The organism is Shewanella sp. SM32 (genome assembly GCF_025654235.1).
GTDB lineage: Bacteria > Pseudomonadota > Gammaproteobacteria > Enterobacterales > Shewanellaceae > Shewanella > Shewanella oncorhynchi.
This window is the reverse complement of record NZ_JAKKRO010000056.1, coordinates 1-19860: the sequence shown is the minus strand read 5'-3', so window position 1 is coordinate 19860 and position 19860 is coordinate 1. Positions and strand designations below refer to the sequence as shown.

Genomic DNA, 19860 nt, shown 5'->3' with positions numbered 1-19860 from the left:
CCCCTGCTTGGGCAAATTACATCTTCACCTGAGTGTGATCTGTTGGTGTGGGTTTGTGACAGTAGAAACAGGTTTCTGACTGCGCCGCTTGATTGGCTTGAACATAATCACCGTTCACAATCGCGCCCATATTTTCTAAGCCGTGGCCAATAGATTCTGGCGCGTGGCATGAAGTACAAGTGGCAGTGATTGGCGTGGTGTATTTACCCGCAGTTGTTGCCAGAGCGCCTTTGACCTTGAATGCATCTAGGTTGAAGTCGTTATGACATTGGGTACATTCTTTGATGACACCTTGTTTACCATGAACAACGTGTAATTTCATCTCCAACGCACCTTTGTTAGCACCACTTGCATAGGTACCATCTGGGGTATGACAAGCGACACACGCATCCACACCGACGATTGGCTTACCGCTGGCATCTTTTGCATGTGATAGCTGTTCTGTCATCACAAAACCCGCATGGTGGCCTTTGTGAATTTCGAAGCTATCACCGTGACAACCTTGACAGGTACCAAACTCAACTGAGTTAACATGACGCATGCTCGGTGCTTTACCAGACTTAGTGCCAAAAGCTAGTTCGGCTTTCATGCTCGTTGTTGCGCTGTCTGCGGTACATGCAGTTAAGCTTGTACCAGTGCTACACACTTCTAAACCGATAATGGTAAAGGCGGTATCAGTATCGCCTGCACCGAAAGGTAGAACGGGTGTTGTAAAGACCAATTTACCGTCAACTAAGGTTACACCTTCTTGCAGGGCGCCATCTTTGACTAAGTCTTTCGCTATTTTCGCTTTACCGCTACCTGGACTTGGGTTGTAGCCCATGATCGGGAAGTTAGGGCCAACGTTGGTAACGGACTCTAAACGTTTAATCTTATCTTGAACGGTTGCCGCATCAATTGCGTTACCATCTTTGTCTAAGATAGACACGGTTAATACTGCAGTATCATCAGCTTGACCAGCAAGTGCTGCTGACATACCTAACTGAGCGATAACGGCTTTTTTGTCTGCAGTCTTACCTGTGTGCAGTTCTGCAGTCCAATCGCTGTTATGACAGGCGATACAGTTGGAGTTATCTAGCTGTTGTGAGTGACCTTTACCAGCAGCAAAGTCCACTGCGCTATGGCAGCTTCCACATGAGGCAGCAGTTGGGATACGTGACCAATTACTCCAATCAGGCGTAGCCTCATTTGCAACGTGACAGCTTTGACAGCTTTCTAATGAGCCTAAGGTGAGGTCTTTGTGTTTAGCGTGAACGAGAACATTGAACTCTTTACCAACACCGACTTTTCCGGCTGTGTGGCAAGTTGCACAGTAATTAACGTCAGAATACGCGCCGCCATGTTTAACATTGGCTAAATCTTGGTGACAAGTATTACAGCTTTCTGTGGCGACAATTTTGCGACTATATGTTGGCAGTGCGCCAGTATCGGCAGTGAAGTCGACAAAGGCGTTACTGTTTGGTACTTGAGTACCATCGGGAAGCGGAGTGTTATAAGCGCGGATTAATACCCGTTGAGCTAACTGTTCGTTATAGGTGACTTTAGTGTTAGCAGTCAGGTTCATGCTAAAAGTATAACTGTAGTGACCGTTTTTCTTGTCAACGAAAGTCCCAGGGCATGTTGCAGCGACATCACAGGTTTCATCACCAAAGTACTGCCATTGTGACGCATTACCTGCACCAGTTGCGCCTTGTGGGATTAATTGTGCTGCGGCAAAACGCATTTTTTGTAGGCCAACAACGGGTAAATCATTTTCGTTAGTGACGGTAAACTCAACACTCGGAATACCGTTAGTGACGACAGATTTGTCAAAGGCGAAATTAAGGGTTTGAATCGCTGGAGCAGGTTCGCCACCAGGTTCACCGGGATTACCATCATTACCATCGCTGCCACCACAGCCCGCTAAGGCCATAGTGACTGCACTTGCTGCTAACAGCAGTGCGATTTTAGTTGTTTGTGCGTTCATCATTTTTTTCCCTGCATAGGTTTGGCATTGCTTAAACGCTATGTTCTAGAGCCAACAGATTCTATGTCTGTGTTTTTGGTCATTAGAAGCGACTTAAGTGGATGCTGGAAATAGAATTCCCCAAGGAAAGGCTAACCTAACATGACCTTAAAATCTCCAAGGCCTTTGCTAATGTGTGACTTGGATCTTTCTATTTCTAAAGAGGTATTTAAAGCGAGAGGTAAAAATGATTCTAGAACAAAAAAACAGCGGGGTTTTGAAAGGGAAGAATATAAAGAGAGAGGTAACAACCTCTCTCTTTAATAACAATAAAAACATTGCTCTGAATGAGAGCGTTACATCTGTTTAGTTACCGTGGACTTCACTCAATTGAGCTGGTGTATGGCAAGTCGCACAGCTTTCAGATGCACGGGTTTGCACATCGGCTGCGCTAGTACCGTTTAAGATACCACCGTTAGCCTCAATATGAGATTTAGCGGCATCAGAGAGATATTTCTGGTGACAGCTTAAACATGCGCCTGCATCAGAAGAGACCCAAATATCGGTACCGTTATTGTTGATGTCACCAAAACGCCATGTGCGTTCAGGTGCACGGCCTAAGGTAATACCTGTAATGACGTTTGATTTATCTACAGTATGACATGTAGCACAATCAGTTTTAAGCACAGTGCCCGATTGTACGCCTGCATATTTTAGATAATGGCCTTCACGTTCGTGAGCTTTCCAAGCAAAGCTAGTTGGGATTTTGCCACCAGGATAGCTTGAATCGGCTTTAAGGGTTTTGTCTGATGTATGACAAGTTTGGCAGTTTACACCATTGTCATAGTGGTGAATTTCTTGATTGTGACAACCTTGACATTTTGTTGGGTCAATAATATCACGACGAGTAGCTGCTTTAGCTGTGCTATCCACAGCATTATCTTTCCAAACGAAGTGATAAGGAGCTTCTTTGACTGGGACTTTGTGTGTGTTAGCTGTCGCACAATCTGTCATCACAACATCCGCAACGCCATAGCCACCATTGTTGAAACATACTTCCAATGTTGACCATAGTTCGAATGTTTTACCATTTGCATCTGCGGGTAAATTGAACTTAGTGCCAGTCAATGAGTAGGTTTTATTGGCTTCGTTATAGGTACCTTCACTTAGAGCAATGCGACGGTTACTGTAAGAAGCCGTAGCAGAACTCGGGAAGTCTTTATCAGAATCCCATGCAACTACAACACGCGAGCCCTGGTTCACGAAGGCTTTGTCAATCGCATTGCCATCTTTATCAATAACTTGAACATCGAAAGTGATTTTGCCTGTGGCATTGACACCTACATTGCTGAACTTAATACCCATAGTTTTAGTGTCAGAGTAAGCTTTCAGCACATCGCCATGACGTTTAGCCGCACTGCCTGTTCCACCATAGGGTTGAGTTGCATTATGACAGGCAACACAGTCATTGCTGCTGTGGTGAGCAGATGGTTTTTCAGTGTGACAACCAATACAGGCTTGATTACTTAAATCAGCCTTAAATAGATCGGCATTAGCTGGCGCGTTCGTTCCTTCTACGTGACAGGCTGCACAATCCGCGGCAGGTTTTAATGGGAAACCAACCTTGCCATAGTCAATGACTTTACCGCCATACCCCACAATTTTATATGGTGCAGGAACTTCCGCTCCAGTTTCATCATAGGTATGACGTTCGCCACCTTTATGGATAGCATGAATCATGTAAGTAAATTCAATGCTATTGCCTGATTCAGGGTCACCAGAGGTTGCCGTATGGCAAGATGCACAGTTCTCAATATCAACTCTGCGGCCGCCGTGTAACTCTAAACTTTCTGGTTGGTGACAGGTGTAACAGGCTGTTATTGAAACAACGTTACGTGTTTGGATTCCTTCTGTTTTACCTGTTGAAGGCTGCCAGTCAAAATGTGCGTTTGCTGAAAGTTGTGGTAACTCAAGCTCTAAGGTTGCACGTTGAGTCGCTTCAGCGCTGTAAGTGATGGCTAAGGGCTCAGTGACATTGGCGATATTGGCTTGATAGGTATAACTGTAGTTGCCATCACCATGATCGACTAAACATGTATCACACTTGGCTGCAGCTTCAACGTTGGCTTGATATTGAGCGGATGGATTGAGGTTATCCACGCCAGAAGGCACTGTGCCAGGTTCTTTTTTCGTATTGATATAGGCTTGCCATTGGTAACCGCGGTCAGCGGGTTTTGCTGGATCTTCTGTTGCTACTGTTACGTGGCTAAGTTGCGCAATACCAAAGCGAATGTCGTGATCTTTATTCAAGCCAAGTACAGCCACACCATTCGCATTTTCTAATGTGAAATTAACAGTCACTTTACCTGCATCGACTGTGGCGTTAGTGAAACTTGCTTTCAGTGTAGGAGTTGAATCGATATTAACACCGACAACGCCCGGTTTTCCGTCTTCACCATCTTTACCGTCACTACCACCGCAACCGGCGAGTAGTAGAGAGAGTAAACCGGCACCCAACATCGCTTTTGTTGCGGTATTGAAATTGAACCGTTTCATCATGATATTTCCCTGCAATAGTTGTAATCATCATCAAACGCTTGGCAAATAAGAATAAATCTCATTACCCGCATAAGATGTGTGGAATTAGTTTTCCATCTGTAAGGCTAACTAAGTCACTGGTATTTATCAGTCACTTTAGGCGGGTAATCTGACTGAGATCTGACTATTTCTTTAGGAGTAGATGGCTGCATCGTATGAGTTCCTTTTATATCTGCAGTTGCTGGCCTTTTTAGGCCAGCATCATAGGGTTAGTTTATTGGATGCACTTTCAACACGTCCGCGACTCCGCCCTGTCCATGACAGAAAGCACAGGTTTCAGTTCCTGCGGTTGCATCGGATTTTGTACCTGCAAAAACAGCACCTTGCTGAGCCATGTGGTTATGAGTGCTGGTATCTGAATGGCAGTTGCTACACACAGCGGCAATTGGGCTGGTAAAAGTGCCGTTATTGAGGGCAAGGGGTTGCACCGCTGAATTTAAGGGGAGGGCGACGGTAGAAATTCCCGCAGTATCGTTAACATGGCATTGGGCACAGTTACCGATTTTTCCTGGGTAGTTTAGGCTTTCAAACCCCGTGAATTGACTGGTGTGAATACCGTGGATCAGCTGCTTAAAGTCAAATGACGTGATTGAAGGATTGGCTGCCGTCGCATCGGCCAGCATATTGGCGTTATGGCATAGCTGGCATTGACCATCGAGATCGTTACGTGAGCCGTGAATATTCAGTTTTTGATCACCATGGCAATTACCGCAGCTTGCATTACTCACAACGCTACGGCGACCTTCATTGCTCAATGCTGCCATATCAAAATAACTGTGGCTGGATTTAATCACTAACACTTCCGCCAGTTCAGTCGTGCAATCAACCAGTACTTTATCTTTGGCACAGACTCTGCCTTGAATCGCAAGTCCGCCATGATCCGTTTCAGTGCCTGCTGGCACGGTAAGGCCCGCTATCGTATAGGTATAAATGCCATTAGAGCCTGATATGGGTGTGGATTCCGGCAGTTTAATCGAGCGAGCTGAACGGGTCGCATAATCAAAACTGGTTCCCCAGTTGGCATATACCCTTAAATCATTGATAAGTTTTAGCTTATCGGCACTTTCGCTATACACAGTTCCTGTGGCTGGATTCATCAGCTTAACCGCAACAGTGACCGTACCATTGGCATCCATACTGGCGCTGGTGATACTTGGGCTAAATTGCATCAATGCCGCAGTTTTAGCTTCATCACTGTGTACGCTTGCGGTCCAGTCGGCATTATGACACGCCACGCAGTTACTGTTATCTGTTTGCACTGGGTGTCCTTCGCCTGCGGGGAAATTGATCTGTGTATGACAGGCACCACAGGCTTGCATGGTCGGGACTCTGCGCCAGTTTTGCTGTTCGGTTAACTCAGCCTTATCGACGTGACAGGTTTGGCAGTCACTAATGGGTTGCGGGAAGCCGGTTAAATGTTTGCTGTGGATCATTTGTGGGAAAATATCAGGGTTACTGACTTTTTTGCTGTTATGGCAGGTGACGCAGGTTTCGATTTGATCATATCTACTGCCATGGAAAGCTAGATTACTGTGGCAACTATTACAGGTCTCTATTGTGACTAAGTTGCGGGTGTAAGCGACATTACTACCTGAAGATTGCCAGTCATAATGCTGATTGGTTATAGGTAAGGGCGTGTTATCGGCAAGTTTATCGCCGCCAATTTTGACCACCATTCTTTGGGTCGCTTCGGGCATAAACGTCACTCCATTCATGCCATTAAATGCGGTGCTGAAGGTATAACTGTAGTGACCATTTTTATGATCTGTGAGACTGCCAGGGCAAGTTGTCGCGCAGGTTTCAGCGGTAAAGTGCTGCCATTCACTGCTATTCCCCGCTCCTGTATAACCTTGGGGGAGAAGCTGCGCAGCAATAAATGTCGCCGATGGGATACCAATCACGGCTTCATCATCTTGATTGCTTACTTGAAAATCCACTTGAGCAATGCCATCTGTCATCGCGACTTTATCGACCATGATGTTAAGGCTAGTTATCGTTAATGCTGGCGGTTTCGCAGGCTCACCGGGATTACCATCTTGGCCGTTATCACCGCCACAGGCGCTTAATAGCGAGACTAAGGCCAGCATAAGACTGAATTGAGTGCGAATTTTTGCAAACTTGTTCATATTTCTATCCTTGGAATGCGCTGTCAGTGCCTAAGTTACATTTGGTAGCTTAAGGTCAAGCCTAAGTAGTGAGCGTTGTAGTCGTGGCCCATATCACCAAAACTGAGTACGTTGGGAATCGTGTCCCAGCTTGTGCCTTGGTTTTGCCAGTTAGCATCTTGATATTTTTCAAATAACCAATCGACGCGCAGCGACATACTGTCGGCAAACTTATATTTGGCGTAGGCATTAATATTGTGTTTGCGGGCGTAAAAATCGCCATAGGGGCTGGTGATGCCGTAGGTCACTTCGGTATCACTCTGTCCATCGGAATAGCTGTAATCCAAACCAATATCGAGGTGATGATTGAGCAGGTTTTGATAACTAAGCCCTGCACCAATCAAGGTCGATTTTTCCTCTGCAGTGCTGTACCAATCGGGTGTCGAGAAGGAATTACTGCCCGCTTGGTCTGAATCGCGCCAATCTTGGTTAACAAAGGCGGTTAAATTGAGGTCACTGCTCAGCATATATTGGGCTGACAAGTCGTAACCGAGATAGGACACCTTTGTTAGACCTACTAGGGTATGATGATAGTCGTCATTAATACTGTGTAAGCTGGCACCAAGAGATAGACCAATGTCGCTCTGATAATCCGTGTGTAAGGTGACTTTCTGTCTTTTTCTATCGGCAAGGTAGGATTTACGTAGCCAAGGATTACTTGAACTTTGAGTGGTTGCGACGGGATGATATTCACTGCCATCTCGCTCTAGTGCTTCTCCTTTCAACCAAGCTGACCATGCGGGCGAATAGCGATAACTTAGTTTAGCAAACACGCCAGATTCATCGATGGATTGGCGGTCGAGTTCGGCATAATCGTTTTCATTATGGCTGTAACCCGCTTCGGCATAAGCCGCTGAGGTAAAACGGTATTTGCTTTTAAGTTCGAGTTTTTTGGTGCGCTTATCATAAAGGCTATTTTGGGCTGTGCCTTGATTAATACTGTCGGTGACGATCTGCGGAAAGTCTAATTGAGCCGTTTTATTATCTCTGTCTTGATAGTTGTAACTTGCCTGCATACTTAAATCTTGGTTGATCCGTCCTGAATATTTAAGGTCCATCTCTACAATATCGACTTGGCCATTTAAGGTATCCGCAGGCAGGACGGGCGATGGGCCATTGATGGTGGCAGGAATAAAGGTGTCATCTTGGGTCATGCGGCTAAAGCCTGCGTGCATCAATACATTTTGACCATTTGCCCCCCCTGAGACTTCTGCGGCAACTCGGTAGGCTTTATTGTCGGGGTCGACCGCATTCTGGCCTAAGTATGCTGCACCAAAGGTGGGTGTGTAGGCTGATTGCCACTGCATGGCTTGGTGATCATTTTTATATTGGCTGATTTGGCTATTGATGCCTGCTTGCCAGCCTGAACCGTTAAAATAAACTCTCGCATCGACTTCATCAGTACTGTCATCAATTGGTTGGGCTAGCATAACGCTATTGGTGAGTATATTGGCGCTGGTCTTTTTGGCGCCGCTACGGTCTTCATGCTGATAGTTTAGCGAGGCTTTGTAGTGACTGTTATTGTCACCTTCAGGTGATATTTTGCCCGCGTAGTAACCACCAATACTAAAGCGATCACGTTGAATGCTTAAATCTTGGCTAACAAGGCTGCTCTGTAACATAGGCATAGATTGCGTTGTGCCGCCTGTTATCCAGTTATCGGGCAATAACATTTTATCTTGCGCTGAGGTATAGGGGCTTTTGAGTTGATTATGGTTATAGTTTGCTAAGCCTCTATAACCCAAGTTGATTTGATAGTTTCCCAGCCTTCCGGTTGTGAGCATGGCAGAGCCAGCGTCAAAGCCTAACTTGTCCGCGACCAGCTCGGTTTGATAACCCGACGGTGTTTTGTACATCATATCCGCACCGACGGCGCCAACGAGACCCTCGTTATCTGTCCCAGTACTGTTACCGAAACGGCTGTCCTCACTATCGTTGTAAGCGAGGCTGGTACTGACATTGCCAATATGACCTGTCTTAGGTTGGCATTGCTTACAGCTCCATGCCTCGGTCTTTATGTTACTTCGATTCGCTTCTTGCAGCTCATAACCTTCGGCGTGTGCTTGAGTCAAAACACCGCTTATCGCCCAAGCCAGCAAAGTGAGGGAGAAATAAGCGCTAGGGTAGGACATTTTAGCTGTTCGCATGATCATTCCCTTGTTATCTCTGTAGTAATTTGCCAGAAGGATGGTTAGAGCCATGCACTTGTCCGTGACAATTCATACAGGAATTACCAGAAGTGAAGGCATTGGTTTGATTGCCAAAATAGGCATTACTGCTATGGCCATCCGAAGCGTGACACTGCTGACACAGTTGTGGCGGTTTGCTGATCAGCATGGCTTCGTTCACGCTGCCATGGGGATTGTGGCAATTAGCGCAGTTGTCGGTGACGGGGGCATGTTCCCACAGTTTAGGGCCGCGCTTTTCGGCATGACAGCTATAGCAATTTTCATTAACACTCATTTGCTTCAAGCTTGAATCGTTTAAACTGCCGTGGGGATTATGGCAGTCACTGCACACCATTTGTTGCCACTGTAATGGATGCGCCGAGCGCTTGTGCATATCGGCTTTTTGTTGGGTATGGCATTGGGTACAAATGGCGACTTCATTGGCTTTATCGCTGATAGGATCTTTTGCGGTATGCACTTGATGGCAGCTGCTACAGACGACATCGGCGTTATCGTGGTGATTGCCTTTCCATGCGGTACGTTGACTGTCATTGTGGCAACTCATACAGACACTGTTTTGCTTTTGCGCGGGAACAGGGGAGTTTGCGCCAAAGGTGATCATCGGCTCTTTGCCACCTTTATTATGATTCCCTAACGGGCCGTGGCAGGCTTCGCACTGCAAATCGGCCATGGGTGAACCTTTCACCTTGGGGTTGCCATGAACCCCCTCAAATATCGCCATCACCACGGCACTTTTTTTGTGGCACATCAGGCAAGTATCAGCGCCTTTAGCGGAATACTTACCTTCGGCGAATTTTTTGTCTAATGTCGCAACAACTTCTTCTGGTTTTTTGTCATCCCAAGGGGTCGCTGAGGCCGAAACGCTCGCGATTGATAACAAAATACATAGCATAGCCTTAGCTATGCTTCTGAACTTTAGCCCTATTTCCATGGTTATGTTTTCCCGAGTGCATTTATATTTGTTATTTTTACGCTTTCGACATTGCTAATTTAGCTTATTGAGCTCGGTTAATATTAGAACAAGTGCGTGACACGTGCTTAACATTGCGTGGTCTTTTCACTGTAAAGAGGGATGATTTTACAGGCGATATAGATTAAGTGTGATTTTGATCACACTTGTTTCGGGTGGGATTTGTTTACAGCGTTTTGACTTCTGTGCATCGCTTTATAGTCACTAATGCAAAGGTGCAGATTTTTATTTTCGGTTGGTCGTTTATTCATTGGAATTTTTATCACATAATACCCAACACAATTGAAAACTATTATCGTTACCAATCAAAAATCTTGATCTAGGTAAAGTTATTAGTGTCATCGCTCGGTTACAATGGGTGCAGTTTTTCGAGCTGAACCTGTTGCAAGGTGGAATACGTAATGAAGTTAAGCGAACTCAGTCCCGGCGATCGCGGTCTTATTTCTGAAGTGGGGCGTTTGGCGCTGCCACAAACCGTGAAGCGCAAGTTGTTGTCCATGGGGATCACGCCAAATACGCGTTTTTTATTGATCCGATACGCACCTATGGGTTCTGGTCTCGAACTGGATATTCGTGGTAGTAAACTTTGTATGCGCAGAGATTTGGCAGACATCATTGAGGTGGAAAAGACGAATGGCTAAGCAGTTTCATTGCGTCACAGTAGGAAACCCTAACGCGGGTAAATCTACACTCTTTAACGCGCTAACAGGCGCAAATCAACAAGTGGGTAACTGGTCTGGTGTTACGGTCGAAAAAAAGACTGGTCATTTCACCTTAAACGGTGCTGACGTCTATCTGACAGACTTACCGGGTATTTACGACCTTCTTCCTGCGGGTAATAGTTGCGATTGTTCACTTGATGAGCAAATTGCGCAGCAATATCTTGCTGAGCAACGTGTCGATGGCATTATCAATTTAGTCGATGCCACTAATATCGAACGTCACTTATATCTCACAGCCCAATTACGTGAACTCGCTATCCCTATGGTAGTGGTGCTGAATAAAATTGATTCGGCTGTCAAACGTGGGATTAAAGTCGATTTAAAGAAAATGAGCCAAGAGCTGGGTTGCCCTGTGATTGGCGTGTGTTCGCGAGATCCTGCCGATGTCGCTAAAGTGCAGGCACAGGTACTCGATTTACTTCAAGGCCGAGTCTCAGAAGCCCCATTAGTGCTTCATTATGATGAACAAATTGAAGCGGGCGTGCAGTTACTCTGCAGCAAAGATGCCCAATTAAGTCGCGGCCGCGCTTTGGCTATGCTAGGTAATGGTTCGGGTTGTGGTAGCTGTAAAAATGCTGAACTGCAGGATGAAGTGAATTCCTGTACTCAGATTATCGCTCAGCAAGGCCATGATATTGAAGTGATGGTGGCGACCACGCGCTTTAATTTCGTTGAACAAGTTTTTCAAGGTTCAGTGAAAGAGTCAGGGTTCCTCACCCTCAGTGACAAATTAGATAAACTCGTCTTACATCCTGTGCTTGGCATTCCTGTGTTCTTGTTTGTGATGTATTTGATGTTTATGTTCAGCATTAATATTGGCAGTGCTTTTATTGATTTCTTTGATGTTTTTGCTGGCGCATTGTTTGTCGATCACTTCGGTTCATTCTTGACGAGCATGGGCTCTCCGGCTTGGTTGGTCACTATCTTAGCGGGCGGTGTCGGCCAAGGCATTCAAACCGTATCAACCTTTATTCCTGTTATTGCGGCGCTTTTCCTCGGTTTGTCGATCCTCGAAAGTTCTGGCTACATGGCGCGCGCTGCATTTGTGGTTGACGGTTTAATGCGTCGTATTGGCCTGCCTGGTAAAGCATTCGTTCCTATGATTGTCGGTTTTGGTTGCTCAGTGCCTGCAATTATGGCGACGCGAACCTTAGGCAGTGAGCGTGAGCGTATTGTGACAGGGATGATGGCACCATTTATGTCCTGTGGTGCACGTCTTCCGGTTTATGCACTATTTGCGGCGGCTTTCTTCCCTGATTCAGGTCAGAATTTAGTCTTCTTGCTGTATATTATTGGTATCTTTGCCGCTATCGGTACGGGTTTATTACTCAGAAGCACTTTATTACCCGGCAGCAGTAGTGCAGTGGTGATGGAGCTACCAAGTTATGAACTACCTAAGCTGAAAGCTGTTATGGTTCGTACAGGTAAACGCACTAAGAGTTTTATTTTAGGCGCAGGTAAAACGATTGTTCTAGTCGTGACCTTATTGAACTTTATCAATGCTATTGGTGTTGATGGCACATTTGGCCATGAAGATAGCCAAGCATCTTTGCTGAGTGTCGCGAGTCAAAAAATCACGCCTATCTTCTCGCCTATGGGCATAGAGCAGGATAACTGGCCTGCAACCGTCGGTATTATCACGGGTATTTTCGCCAAAGAAGCGGTTGTTGGTACCTTAAACAGTCTATACAGTAGCGCGGCGCCGACAGATGAAGAGCTTGCACCATTGAGCGAAAGCTTTAATGCGGCTCTGGCAACGATTCCAGCTAACTTGTTTGGTTTAGATCTTGAAGATCCGCTTAAACTGTCGGTCGGTGATTTAACCAACAAAGAAACCGTTGCTGAAGAACAAGGTGTTGCGACATCGACTTTCGGTGCTTTACAAGCAGGTTTTAGTGGTAAAGTTGCGGCTTTCTCCTACTTGCTGTTTATCTTACTTTATACTCCTTGTGTTGCGGCAATGGGCGCCTTAGTGCATGAGTTTGGTTCTCGGTGGGCGACGTTCGCGGCAACGTGGACTTTCTCACTGGCTTATGGTTCTGCAACGGTAGTTTATCAAGCAGCTACCTTTACGCAGCACCCAGTTCAATCAAGTCTGTGGATTGGTTTCTTCTTGTTTGCATTAGCCGCTTTTTATCTGTGGTTGAAACGTAAAGGTAAAAGAAGCCAGCAGATTATTCCTGGGATCCGCATTATCACCGAGTAAGATTTACTGAGTCGGCGTGACTGAATAATAAATGTCAGCTTAGTTAGGTCAAAGATAAAAGCAGCTTTCATGGCTGCTTTTATTGTTTTACTATCGCGGTTATAACCCCAGACAGTCAAAAACCAGAGTTTTTAACCCTAGGCATTGTAACTAGTGGTGATCTGTAGGATCATGCTGGTTTTCTTAAAATTGCCATTGTTCGCAAAGAGGAATTCCATGAGTCATGTGGACACTGAAGTACGTCCGAGTAACTTTATTCGTAATATCATAGATGAAGATTTACAAAGCGGTAAGCACACGAGTGTACAGACTCGTTTCCCGCCGGAACCGAATGGCTATCTTCATATTGGTCATGCTAAATCTATCTGCTTAAATTTTGGGATAGCGCGAGACTATAACGGTCTGTGTAATTTACGTTTTGACGATACTAATCCTGAAAAAGAAGACATTGATTATGTTAATTCTATTCAGGCGGATGTGCGTTGGCTTGGATTCCAGTGGGATGGCGATGTTCGCTATTCATCAAACTATTTTGATCAGTTACATCAATATGCGGTTGAACTGATTAATAAAGGTTTGGCTTATGTGTGTTTTTTGAATGCGGATGAAACCCGTGAATACCGTGGTACGTTAAAAGAGCCAGGTAAAAACAGTCCTTTCCGCGACACATCAGTCGAAGAAAACCTCGCCTTATTCGCTAAGATGCGCGACGGTGGTTTTAAAGAAGGCGAGTGCGCATTGCGTGCCAAAATTGATATGGCATCGCCATTCATGTGTATGCGTGATCCTATCATCTACCGTATTCGTTTTGCCCATCATCATCAAACAGGTGACAAGTGGTGCATTTACCCAATGTACGACTTCACGCACTGTATTTCTGATGCGTTAGAACATATTACCCACTCTTTATGTACATTAGAGTTCCAAGACAACCGTCGTTTATACGATTGGGTGTTGGATAATTTGAACGATTTTCAAGCGCCGAATCGTACTCGTCAATACGAGTTTTCCCGCTTAAATCTCGAATATACCTTGATGTCTAAACGTAAGCTGAACGACCTTGTGACCCGTAAACTCGTGTCAGGTTGGGATGACCCACGTATGCCAACGATTGCAGGCTTACGTCGCCGTGGTTATACACCGGCGTCAATTCGCGAGTTCTGTCAACGTATCGGCGTGACTAAGCAAGAGAATATGATTGAAGTCGGCATGTTAGATGCGTGTATTCGTGAAGAATTGAACGAACATGCACCGCGTGCGATGGCCGTATTACGTCCATTGAAAGTCATCATTGAAAACTATGCTGAAGGTGAACTTGAGTACATTCAAGCGGCCGCTCATCCAAATGATGAGAGCATGGGGACGCGTGAATTAGCCTTTGGCCGAGAAATATTGATCGATGTGGCTGACTTTAAAGAAGAAGCCAATAAACAATACAAACGCTTAGTTACAGGCAAAGAAGTGCGTTTACGTAATGCCTATGTGATTAAAGCTGAACGTTGTGACAAAGACAGCGAAGGCAATATCACGACGGTTTACTGTACTTATGATCCTGAAACTTTAGGTAAAAACCCTGCTGATGGCCGTAAAGTTAAAGGCGTGATCCATTGGGTTGAGGCATCTACAGCTAAGCCTGCTGAATTCCGTCTCTATCAGCGTTTATTTACCGATCCTAATCCTGCTGCGGCAGAGACTGTGGATGAAGTGTTAAACCCTGAATCATTGATCGTTGTACAAGGTTTTGCAGAAGCAAGCCTAGTGAATGCACCTGCGGAACAAGCCTATCAGTTTGAGCGTGAAGGCTATTTCTGCGCTGACAGCAAAGATTCATCGCCGGATAATTTAGTGTTTAACTTAACCGTAGCGCTGCGTGATTCTTTCGAGTGATTTTGCTTAAGTGGAGCTTTTTGACTGAATGAGTCAAACTGATCTGCTAACTCGCTCAAAGCGTTAATTTAACTCAAAAAAGAAGGCCTTTGTGGCCTTCTTTTTTATTTTCTGCTACAAATCAATTGCGACGTAGAGCTTGAGTTGCTGTTGATTAAATTTGTGATGAATTAAAATGGTTATTGGTACATAGGACCAAAGCCTAAGCTCCATAAAATGACACTAGTTGCCATTAGCCCTACCAAGAGTACTAAGCCTGCAGTCACCATAGAGCTGGCGTAGATAAAACCTTTCTCTTCAGGGATATTCATAATGATAGGCACCCCCGCGTACAGTAAATACACTGAGTAGGCTAAACCAATCAACCCTACTATCATGATAAACCATAGCACTGGATATAATGCGGCTAAACCGACCATAAACAACGGGGTTGCAGTGTAGGACGCGAGCTCTAATGCTTGGGTGTAAGTTGGGTTAGCATCGAAGGTTTTTGCCATCCAATAGGCTAAATAGGCAAGGGCGAATACACCTGCAATCAGGCCTAAATACATGCCTGCGGACATAAACAGGGCGCTTTGTGGTGTAAGGTAAATAGGATCGCCAGCGCCAGGATTCCAGCCAATGTAAGCTGTAGCTATATAGCTGCACACCGCCGGAATTAAGGCGATAAGTACTACATGGCTTAAGCTACTTTTCAGTGCCTCATGGTTTTTTTCAATGGTTTGCCACTCTTGTTTTGGATGAGTGTATAGCCCCATTAAGTGATTCAGTATCATTATAATTATCCTTGTTCAGCATTGATGAATGGCTCGCCAAACGTCAGACGAGCTGATAACAGCTCTACAATCGAGGTTAAAATAGTGTCCTGTCTCTTTATCCATCGATTGGTTACACATCGAGAAGTGAGAGGCTGTGTGATCAGGATCTCAGTTCTTTAGAGTGTAGATTATTTATTGAACAAAAAGTTCAGCGCGTCAAGTTTACTTAAGCCTAATGCTATAGCTTATGAGTAAATATGCGTAAAATAGTGCGATATTCAGAATGATATTGAGTGAGTCCATGCTGCAACTTCTTGCCCCCATCCACGCATTTCTTCACTGTGAAACACCGCAAACTTGGATTGATGTCGCGATAAAATCAGATTCCTTGGATGAGTTGCTGATCGACCATTGTAACTGTGAGTTAAAAGCCGCTCAGACAGCGATTTTTTTGCTAAGAAAATATGCGTTAGATAAAGACAGTGGTCGAGTTCTGTTGGCGTGGGCTAAACCCTATGAAGAGTTTATTTATTCGCAAGAACATGATGTGGAAAGTTTTTTAGCCCGTGATGTGAAAAAGAATGAGTTGGTAACTGACCTTATACCTAAGCCCAACTTTAAGTTTGCTGCGAATTTAGTTTCACCTTTAATCCGCTTGATTAAAGAAGAGTTTCATCATTTTGAACAAGTATTGGATTTAATGCACAAGCGCAGTATTGATTACCGCAATATTCGCGCGGGGCGTTATGCCAAGGGCATGATGAGTCATGTGACAACTCATGAGAAAGATATTTTGCGGGATAAGTTGATTGTAGGGGCATATATTGAGGCTCGCTCGTGCGAGCGCTTCGCTAAACTCGCGCCTTATTTAGACGGTGAGCTGAGTAAGTTTTATGTGTCACTGCTGCGCTCTGAAGCGCGACATTATCAAGATTATCTTGCGTTAGCTCAGTTGGTTTCACCTGAGGATATTAGCGAGCGAGTGAAGTACTTTGGCGAGTTAGAAGCGGAGTTGATTTTGGCGCAGGATGATGAGTTTCGTTTCCACAGTGGGTCGCCTCTATTAAATTAATTTGAACGGTTTTGCTTCCCCAAACGAGTAGAGTTAAGTCCATATAGCTGAAACGATTAACGGTTCTAAAAAACCGTTAATCACAGTATTTTCAAGCTATTAAAGCTAAAAATTTAAGCTATTTAAGCTTAAGTAACGCTAAATGAGGCCTACTTAAGCCAATGCCTTTAGGTCATCATAGGGTCGAAGGGTAAGGACTGTAAATTAATCCCTTCAGCGCTCACACTGAGCACACTGCCTTGTTCATACCAATCGCCAACCACTATACGCTTACAGCCATTAGCAAGTTGATGAATGGCTGGTCTGTGGGTATGACCGTGGATCATATGCTTAGTGTGTGTCTTGGCAAATAACACATCGACCGCATTGGGCTCTACATCCATGATAGTGTAGCTTTTTTGCTTATTGCTGTTCTTGCTCTTACTGCGAATTTTATCAGCAATGCCCTGACGGGTTTTCTTGGATAAACAACCATACAGCCAACGAGACAGCGATAAACTGCGCAGTTTTCGAAAGCGTTGGTAGGCCTTATCTAAAGTACATAAGCTGTCGCCGTGCAAAATTACAGTGTCGACACCGTATAAATTGAGGCGAGTGACTTCGGGTAAAATTTGCATGCCTGCGGCGCGCGCAAATTGTTTGCCTAGCATGAAGTCACGGTTGCCATGGATAAAATACACGGGCAACTTTTGTGATACTTGCTTGAGTTTTTCGGCGATGTCGAGGGCAAAAGGTAAGGCAATATCATCACCAACCCAGACTTCAAACAAATCGCCTAAGATATAAAGGGCGTCGGCATCATCGAGTTCAGTGTCGAGAAAGCGAGTGAACGCTTGGGTGATATCAAGGCGATCTGCACTCAGGTGCAGATCGCCTATAAATAGAGTTCGCATTCGCCGTATTATGCCGCGACGCTGACTTTTTCAATCACAATGGCTTCTAATGGCACATCTTGATGCATACCACGGTTACCAGTGCTAACAGCTTTAATTTTTTCGATAATGTCCATGCCTTCAACGATTTCGCCGAATACGCAGTAGCCCCAGCCCTGTGAGGTTTCTGATTTAAAATCGAGGAAAGTGTTGTTGTTCACGTTAATGAAGAACTGCGCAGTAGCTGAATGTGGATCTGAAGTACGCGCCATAGCGACAGTACCAGTACGGTTTGATAAACCGTTATTGGCTTCGTTCTTCACTGGCTCGTTACAACGCTTTTGGCTCATGTCTTCGTTGAAGCCACCACCTTGGATCATAAAACCGTCAATCACACGGTGGAAGATAGTGCCTTCGAAGAAACCTTCGTCAACATATTTCATGAAGTTTGCTACTGTTAACGGTGCTTTTTCAGCGTTCAGTTGCAGTTTAATGTCGCCCAAATTAGTGTGTAATGTGATCATGTTTTCATACTCAGTGTAAATAGTGGCGCGATTCTAACTTATCTCGGATTGCGCGCAAAGTGCAGTATTCAAAACCTGTCAGGCCGTGATAGACTGACTCCTTGATTTTACACCTGAATGTATCATTGAAGAGAATATCGATGTTGAAGATTTACAACAGTATTACCCGCCAAAAACAGGAATTTAAGCCAATTAATCCCGGGAAAATTGGGATGTACGTGTGTGGTGTGACCATATACGATCTCTGTCATATTGGTCATGGCCGTACTTTTGTTTCCTTCGACATGATAGTGCGCTACCTGCGTTACGCGGGTTATGAAGTGAATTTTCAGCGCAATATTACTGATGTTGATGACAAAATCATCAAGCGCGCTAACGAGAATAACGAAAGCTGTGAAGCCTTAACCGAGCGTCTTATTGGTGAAATGCACCAAGACTTCGATGCCTTAAATATGTTGCGCCCCGATTTTGAACCGCGCGCGACCCTTCACATTGCTGAAATCATCGACATGGTTGAGTTATTACTCGCCCGTGGCCATGCCTATGTGGCGAGCGATGGTGATGTGCTTTTCAGCGTGGCCTCATATCCTGATTATGGCCGTTTATCGGGCCAGAATTTAGATCAACTGCAAGCTGGTGCTCGGGTTGAAGTGGATGAAACCAAGCAAAATCCAATGGATTTTGTGTTGTGGAAAATGTCTAAACCTGGCGAACCAACGTGGGAATCCCCATGGGGACCAGGTCGTCCTGGCTGGCATATCGAATGTTCGGCCATGAACAGCAAACATTTAGGTCTGCATTTTGATATCCATGGCGGCGGCTCTGACTTACAGTTCCCACATCATGAGAATGAAATCGCTCAGTCTTGCTGTGCCCATGACACGCCATACGTCAACTATTGGATGCACACTGGCATGGTGATGGTTGACCGTGAAAAGATGTCTAAGTCCTTAGGCAACTTCTTCACCATTCGCGATGTGCTTGGTCACTATGATGCTGAAACTGTGCGTTATTTCTTATTATCTGGCCATTATCGTAGCCAACTGAATTATTCAGAAGATAACTTGAAACAAGCTCGCTCAGCTTTAGAGCGTTTATATACCGCCATTAAAGATGTCGACTTGACTGTTGCTGCGGCGCCAGCAGAAGAGTTTGTCGCGAAATTTAAAGCGGCGATGGATGATGACTTTAATACACCTGAAGCATATTCCGTTCTATTTGATATGGTGCGTGAGATCAATCGTTTAAAACTGACCGATATGGCACAGGCATCTGCGTTAGCGGTCACCTTGAAGCAATTAGCAGATGTGTTAGGTCTATTAAGCCAAGAGCCAGAGGCCTTCTTTCAAGGTGGCGGTAGTGACGATGAAGTGGCCGAAATCGAAGCCTTAATCGTTGAGCGTAACCGTGCTCGTACCGAAAAGGATTGGGCTGCTGCGGATGTGGCGCGTAATCGTTTAGATATTTTGGGCGTTGTGCTTGAAGATGGTCCAAGTGGCACCACTTGGCGTAAGAAATAAGCTTATTCGCTATATTTTTAATTCAAGAAAATCTTCAGTAAATAAAAAACCTGCATCATGCAGGTTTTTTTATGCTTGCTAGAACTTAGAACTTAGAACTTAGAACTTAGAACTTAGAACTTAGAACTTAGAACTTAGAACTTAGAACTTAGAACTTAGAACTTAGAACTTAGAACTTAGAACCTATACCCAATCAACCTGAAGATGCGTGGGTAAAGAGCTGAAAATTATCATTGATCCGCGACGCTAAACTTTCACCAATATCGGGTAATGTTTCTTTGAAAAATTTATCCAGTGCGGACCTGAAATCTCGCTTATTTTTGAAGTACACGCTGTTCCTCGCGTGCTCATTCATGACCTTCCACAGTCTTTCTATCGGATTGAGGTTCGGGCTGTAAGGCGGTAAATAATGCAACTCAATATTGTGCGAAA

General features: G+C 44.9%; 15 protein-coding genes. 6 read left to right on the top strand and 9 right to left on the bottom strand.

Annotated features, from left to right (window positions below):
- Nucleotides 1-16: 16 nt before the first annotated feature.
- On the bottom strand, nucleotides 17-1969 hold the full coding sequence (locus L5M10_RS18565) for an OmcA/MtrC family decaheme c-type cytochrome (RefSeq protein WP_263205676.1): 1953 nt from the start codon (nucleotides 1967-1969) through the stop codon (nucleotides 17-19).
- Nucleotides 1970-2107: 138 nt separating this feature from the next.
- On the opposite strand from L5M10_RS18565, the gene L5M10_RS18560 reads away from it, so the two are divergent.
- A complete protein-coding gene (locus L5M10_RS18560; RefSeq protein WP_263205673.1) occupies nucleotides 2108-2269 on the top strand; it encodes a hypothetical protein in 162 nt (53 codons plus the stop codon).
- Between the two features lie 42 nt (nucleotides 2270-2311).
- On the opposite strand, the gene L5M10_RS18555 is transcribed toward L5M10_RS18560, so the two are convergent.
- The 4 genes from L5M10_RS18555 to L5M10_RS18540 form a co-directional block, all read right to left on the bottom strand.
- Nucleotides 2312-4504 (bottom strand): OmcA/MtrC family decaheme c-type cytochrome, encoded by a 2193-nt coding sequence (locus L5M10_RS18555; RefSeq protein WP_263255715.1) that lies wholly within the window; start codon nucleotides 4502-4504, stop codon nucleotides 2312-2314.
- 248 nt (nucleotides 4505-4752) lie between these two features.
- Complete coding sequence (locus L5M10_RS18550; RefSeq protein WP_263205669.1) at nucleotides 4753-6669, bottom strand: OmcA/MtrC family decaheme c-type cytochrome; 1917 nt, start codon at nucleotides 6667-6669, stop codon at nucleotides 4753-4755.
- A 35-nt stretch (nucleotides 6670-6704) separates the two neighbouring features.
- Nucleotides 6705-8855, bottom strand: coding sequence for an MtrB/PioB family decaheme-associated outer membrane protein (locus L5M10_RS18545; RefSeq protein ID WP_263205665.1), 2151 nt, complete (start codon nucleotides 8853-8855; stop codon nucleotides 6705-6707).
- A 13-nt stretch (nucleotides 8856-8868) separates the two neighbouring features.
- The gene (locus L5M10_RS18540; protein WP_263205662.1) at nucleotides 8869-9828 is read right to left on the bottom strand and encodes a DmsE family decaheme c-type cytochrome; all 960 of its coding nucleotides are present in this window, start codon (nucleotides 9826-9828) and stop codon (nucleotides 8869-8871) included.
- Nucleotides 9829-10268: 440 nt separating this feature from the next.
- Between L5M10_RS18540 and L5M10_RS18535 the strand changes: the two genes are divergently transcribed.
- The 3 genes from L5M10_RS18535 to glnS all read left to right on the top strand — a co-directional run bounded on the left by L5M10_RS18535 (nucleotide 10269) and on the right by glnS (nucleotide 14682).
- Nucleotides 10269-10508, top strand: a complete 240-nt coding sequence (locus tag L5M10_RS18535; RefSeq protein WP_028760477.1) for a ferrous iron transport protein A — start codon at nucleotides 10269-10271, stop codon at nucleotides 10506-10508.
- The gene (feoB, locus tag L5M10_RS18530) at nucleotides 10501-12795 is read left to right on the top strand and encodes a Fe(2+) transporter permease subunit FeoB (RefSeq protein ID WP_105252942.1); all 2295 of its coding nucleotides are present in this window, start codon (nucleotides 10501-10503) and stop codon (nucleotides 12793-12795) included. The genes L5M10_RS18535 and feoB overlap by 8 nt, the downstream gene beginning before the upstream one ends.
- Before the next feature lie 216 nt (nucleotides 12796-13011).
- Nucleotides 13012-14682 carry a glutamine--tRNA ligase gene (gene glnS / locus L5M10_RS18525; protein WP_173245638.1) on the top strand — a complete coding sequence of 557 codons (1671 nt, stop codon included), beginning with the start codon at nucleotides 13012-13014 and terminating at the stop codon, nucleotides 14680-14682.
- Between the two features lie 179 nt (nucleotides 14683-14861).
- Here the strand turns inward: glnS and L5M10_RS18520 are convergent, their stop codons facing one another.
- Nucleotides 14862-15458 (bottom strand): Yip1 family protein, encoded by a 597-nt coding sequence (locus tag L5M10_RS18520; RefSeq protein ID WP_105252940.1) that lies wholly within the window; start codon nucleotides 15456-15458, stop codon nucleotides 14862-14864.
- A 283-nt stretch (nucleotides 15459-15741) separates the two neighbouring features.
- Here L5M10_RS18520 and miaE point away from each other — a divergent pair, with 283 nt between their 5' ends.
- Nucleotides 15742-16512 (top strand): tRNA isopentenyl-2-thiomethyl-A-37 hydroxylase MiaE, encoded by a 771-nt coding sequence (miaE, locus tag L5M10_RS18515; protein ID WP_263181128.1) that lies wholly within the window; start codon nucleotides 15742-15744, stop codon nucleotides 16510-16512.
- A gap of 167 nt (nucleotides 16513-16679) precedes the next feature.
- On the opposite strand, the gene L5M10_RS18510 is transcribed toward miaE, so the two are convergent.
- Both L5M10_RS18510 and L5M10_RS18505 read right to left on the bottom strand, forming a co-directional pair.
- Entirely contained in the window at nucleotides 16680-17405 is a 726-nt protein-coding gene (locus tag L5M10_RS18510) for a UDP-2,3-diacylglucosamine diphosphatase (protein ID WP_105252938.1), read from the bottom strand.
- 8 nt (nucleotides 17406-17413) lie between these two features.
- Nucleotides 17414-17908, bottom strand: coding sequence for a peptidylprolyl isomerase (locus L5M10_RS18505; protein ID WP_263255714.1), 495 nt, complete (start codon nucleotides 17906-17908; stop codon nucleotides 17414-17416).
- A gap of 140 nt (nucleotides 17909-18048) precedes the next feature.
- Between L5M10_RS18505 and cysS the strand changes: the two genes are divergently transcribed.
- Nucleotides 18049-19428, top strand: a complete 1380-nt coding sequence (gene cysS, locus L5M10_RS18500; RefSeq protein WP_212599882.1) for a cysteine--tRNA ligase — start codon at nucleotides 18049-18051, stop codon at nucleotides 19426-19428.
- Nucleotides 19429-19621: 193 nt separating this feature from the next.
- On the opposite strand, the gene L5M10_RS18495 is transcribed toward cysS, so the two are convergent.
- On the bottom strand, nucleotides 19622-19860 hold a 239-nt coding region (locus L5M10_RS18495; RefSeq protein WP_263179589.1), incomplete at its 5' end, for a transposase.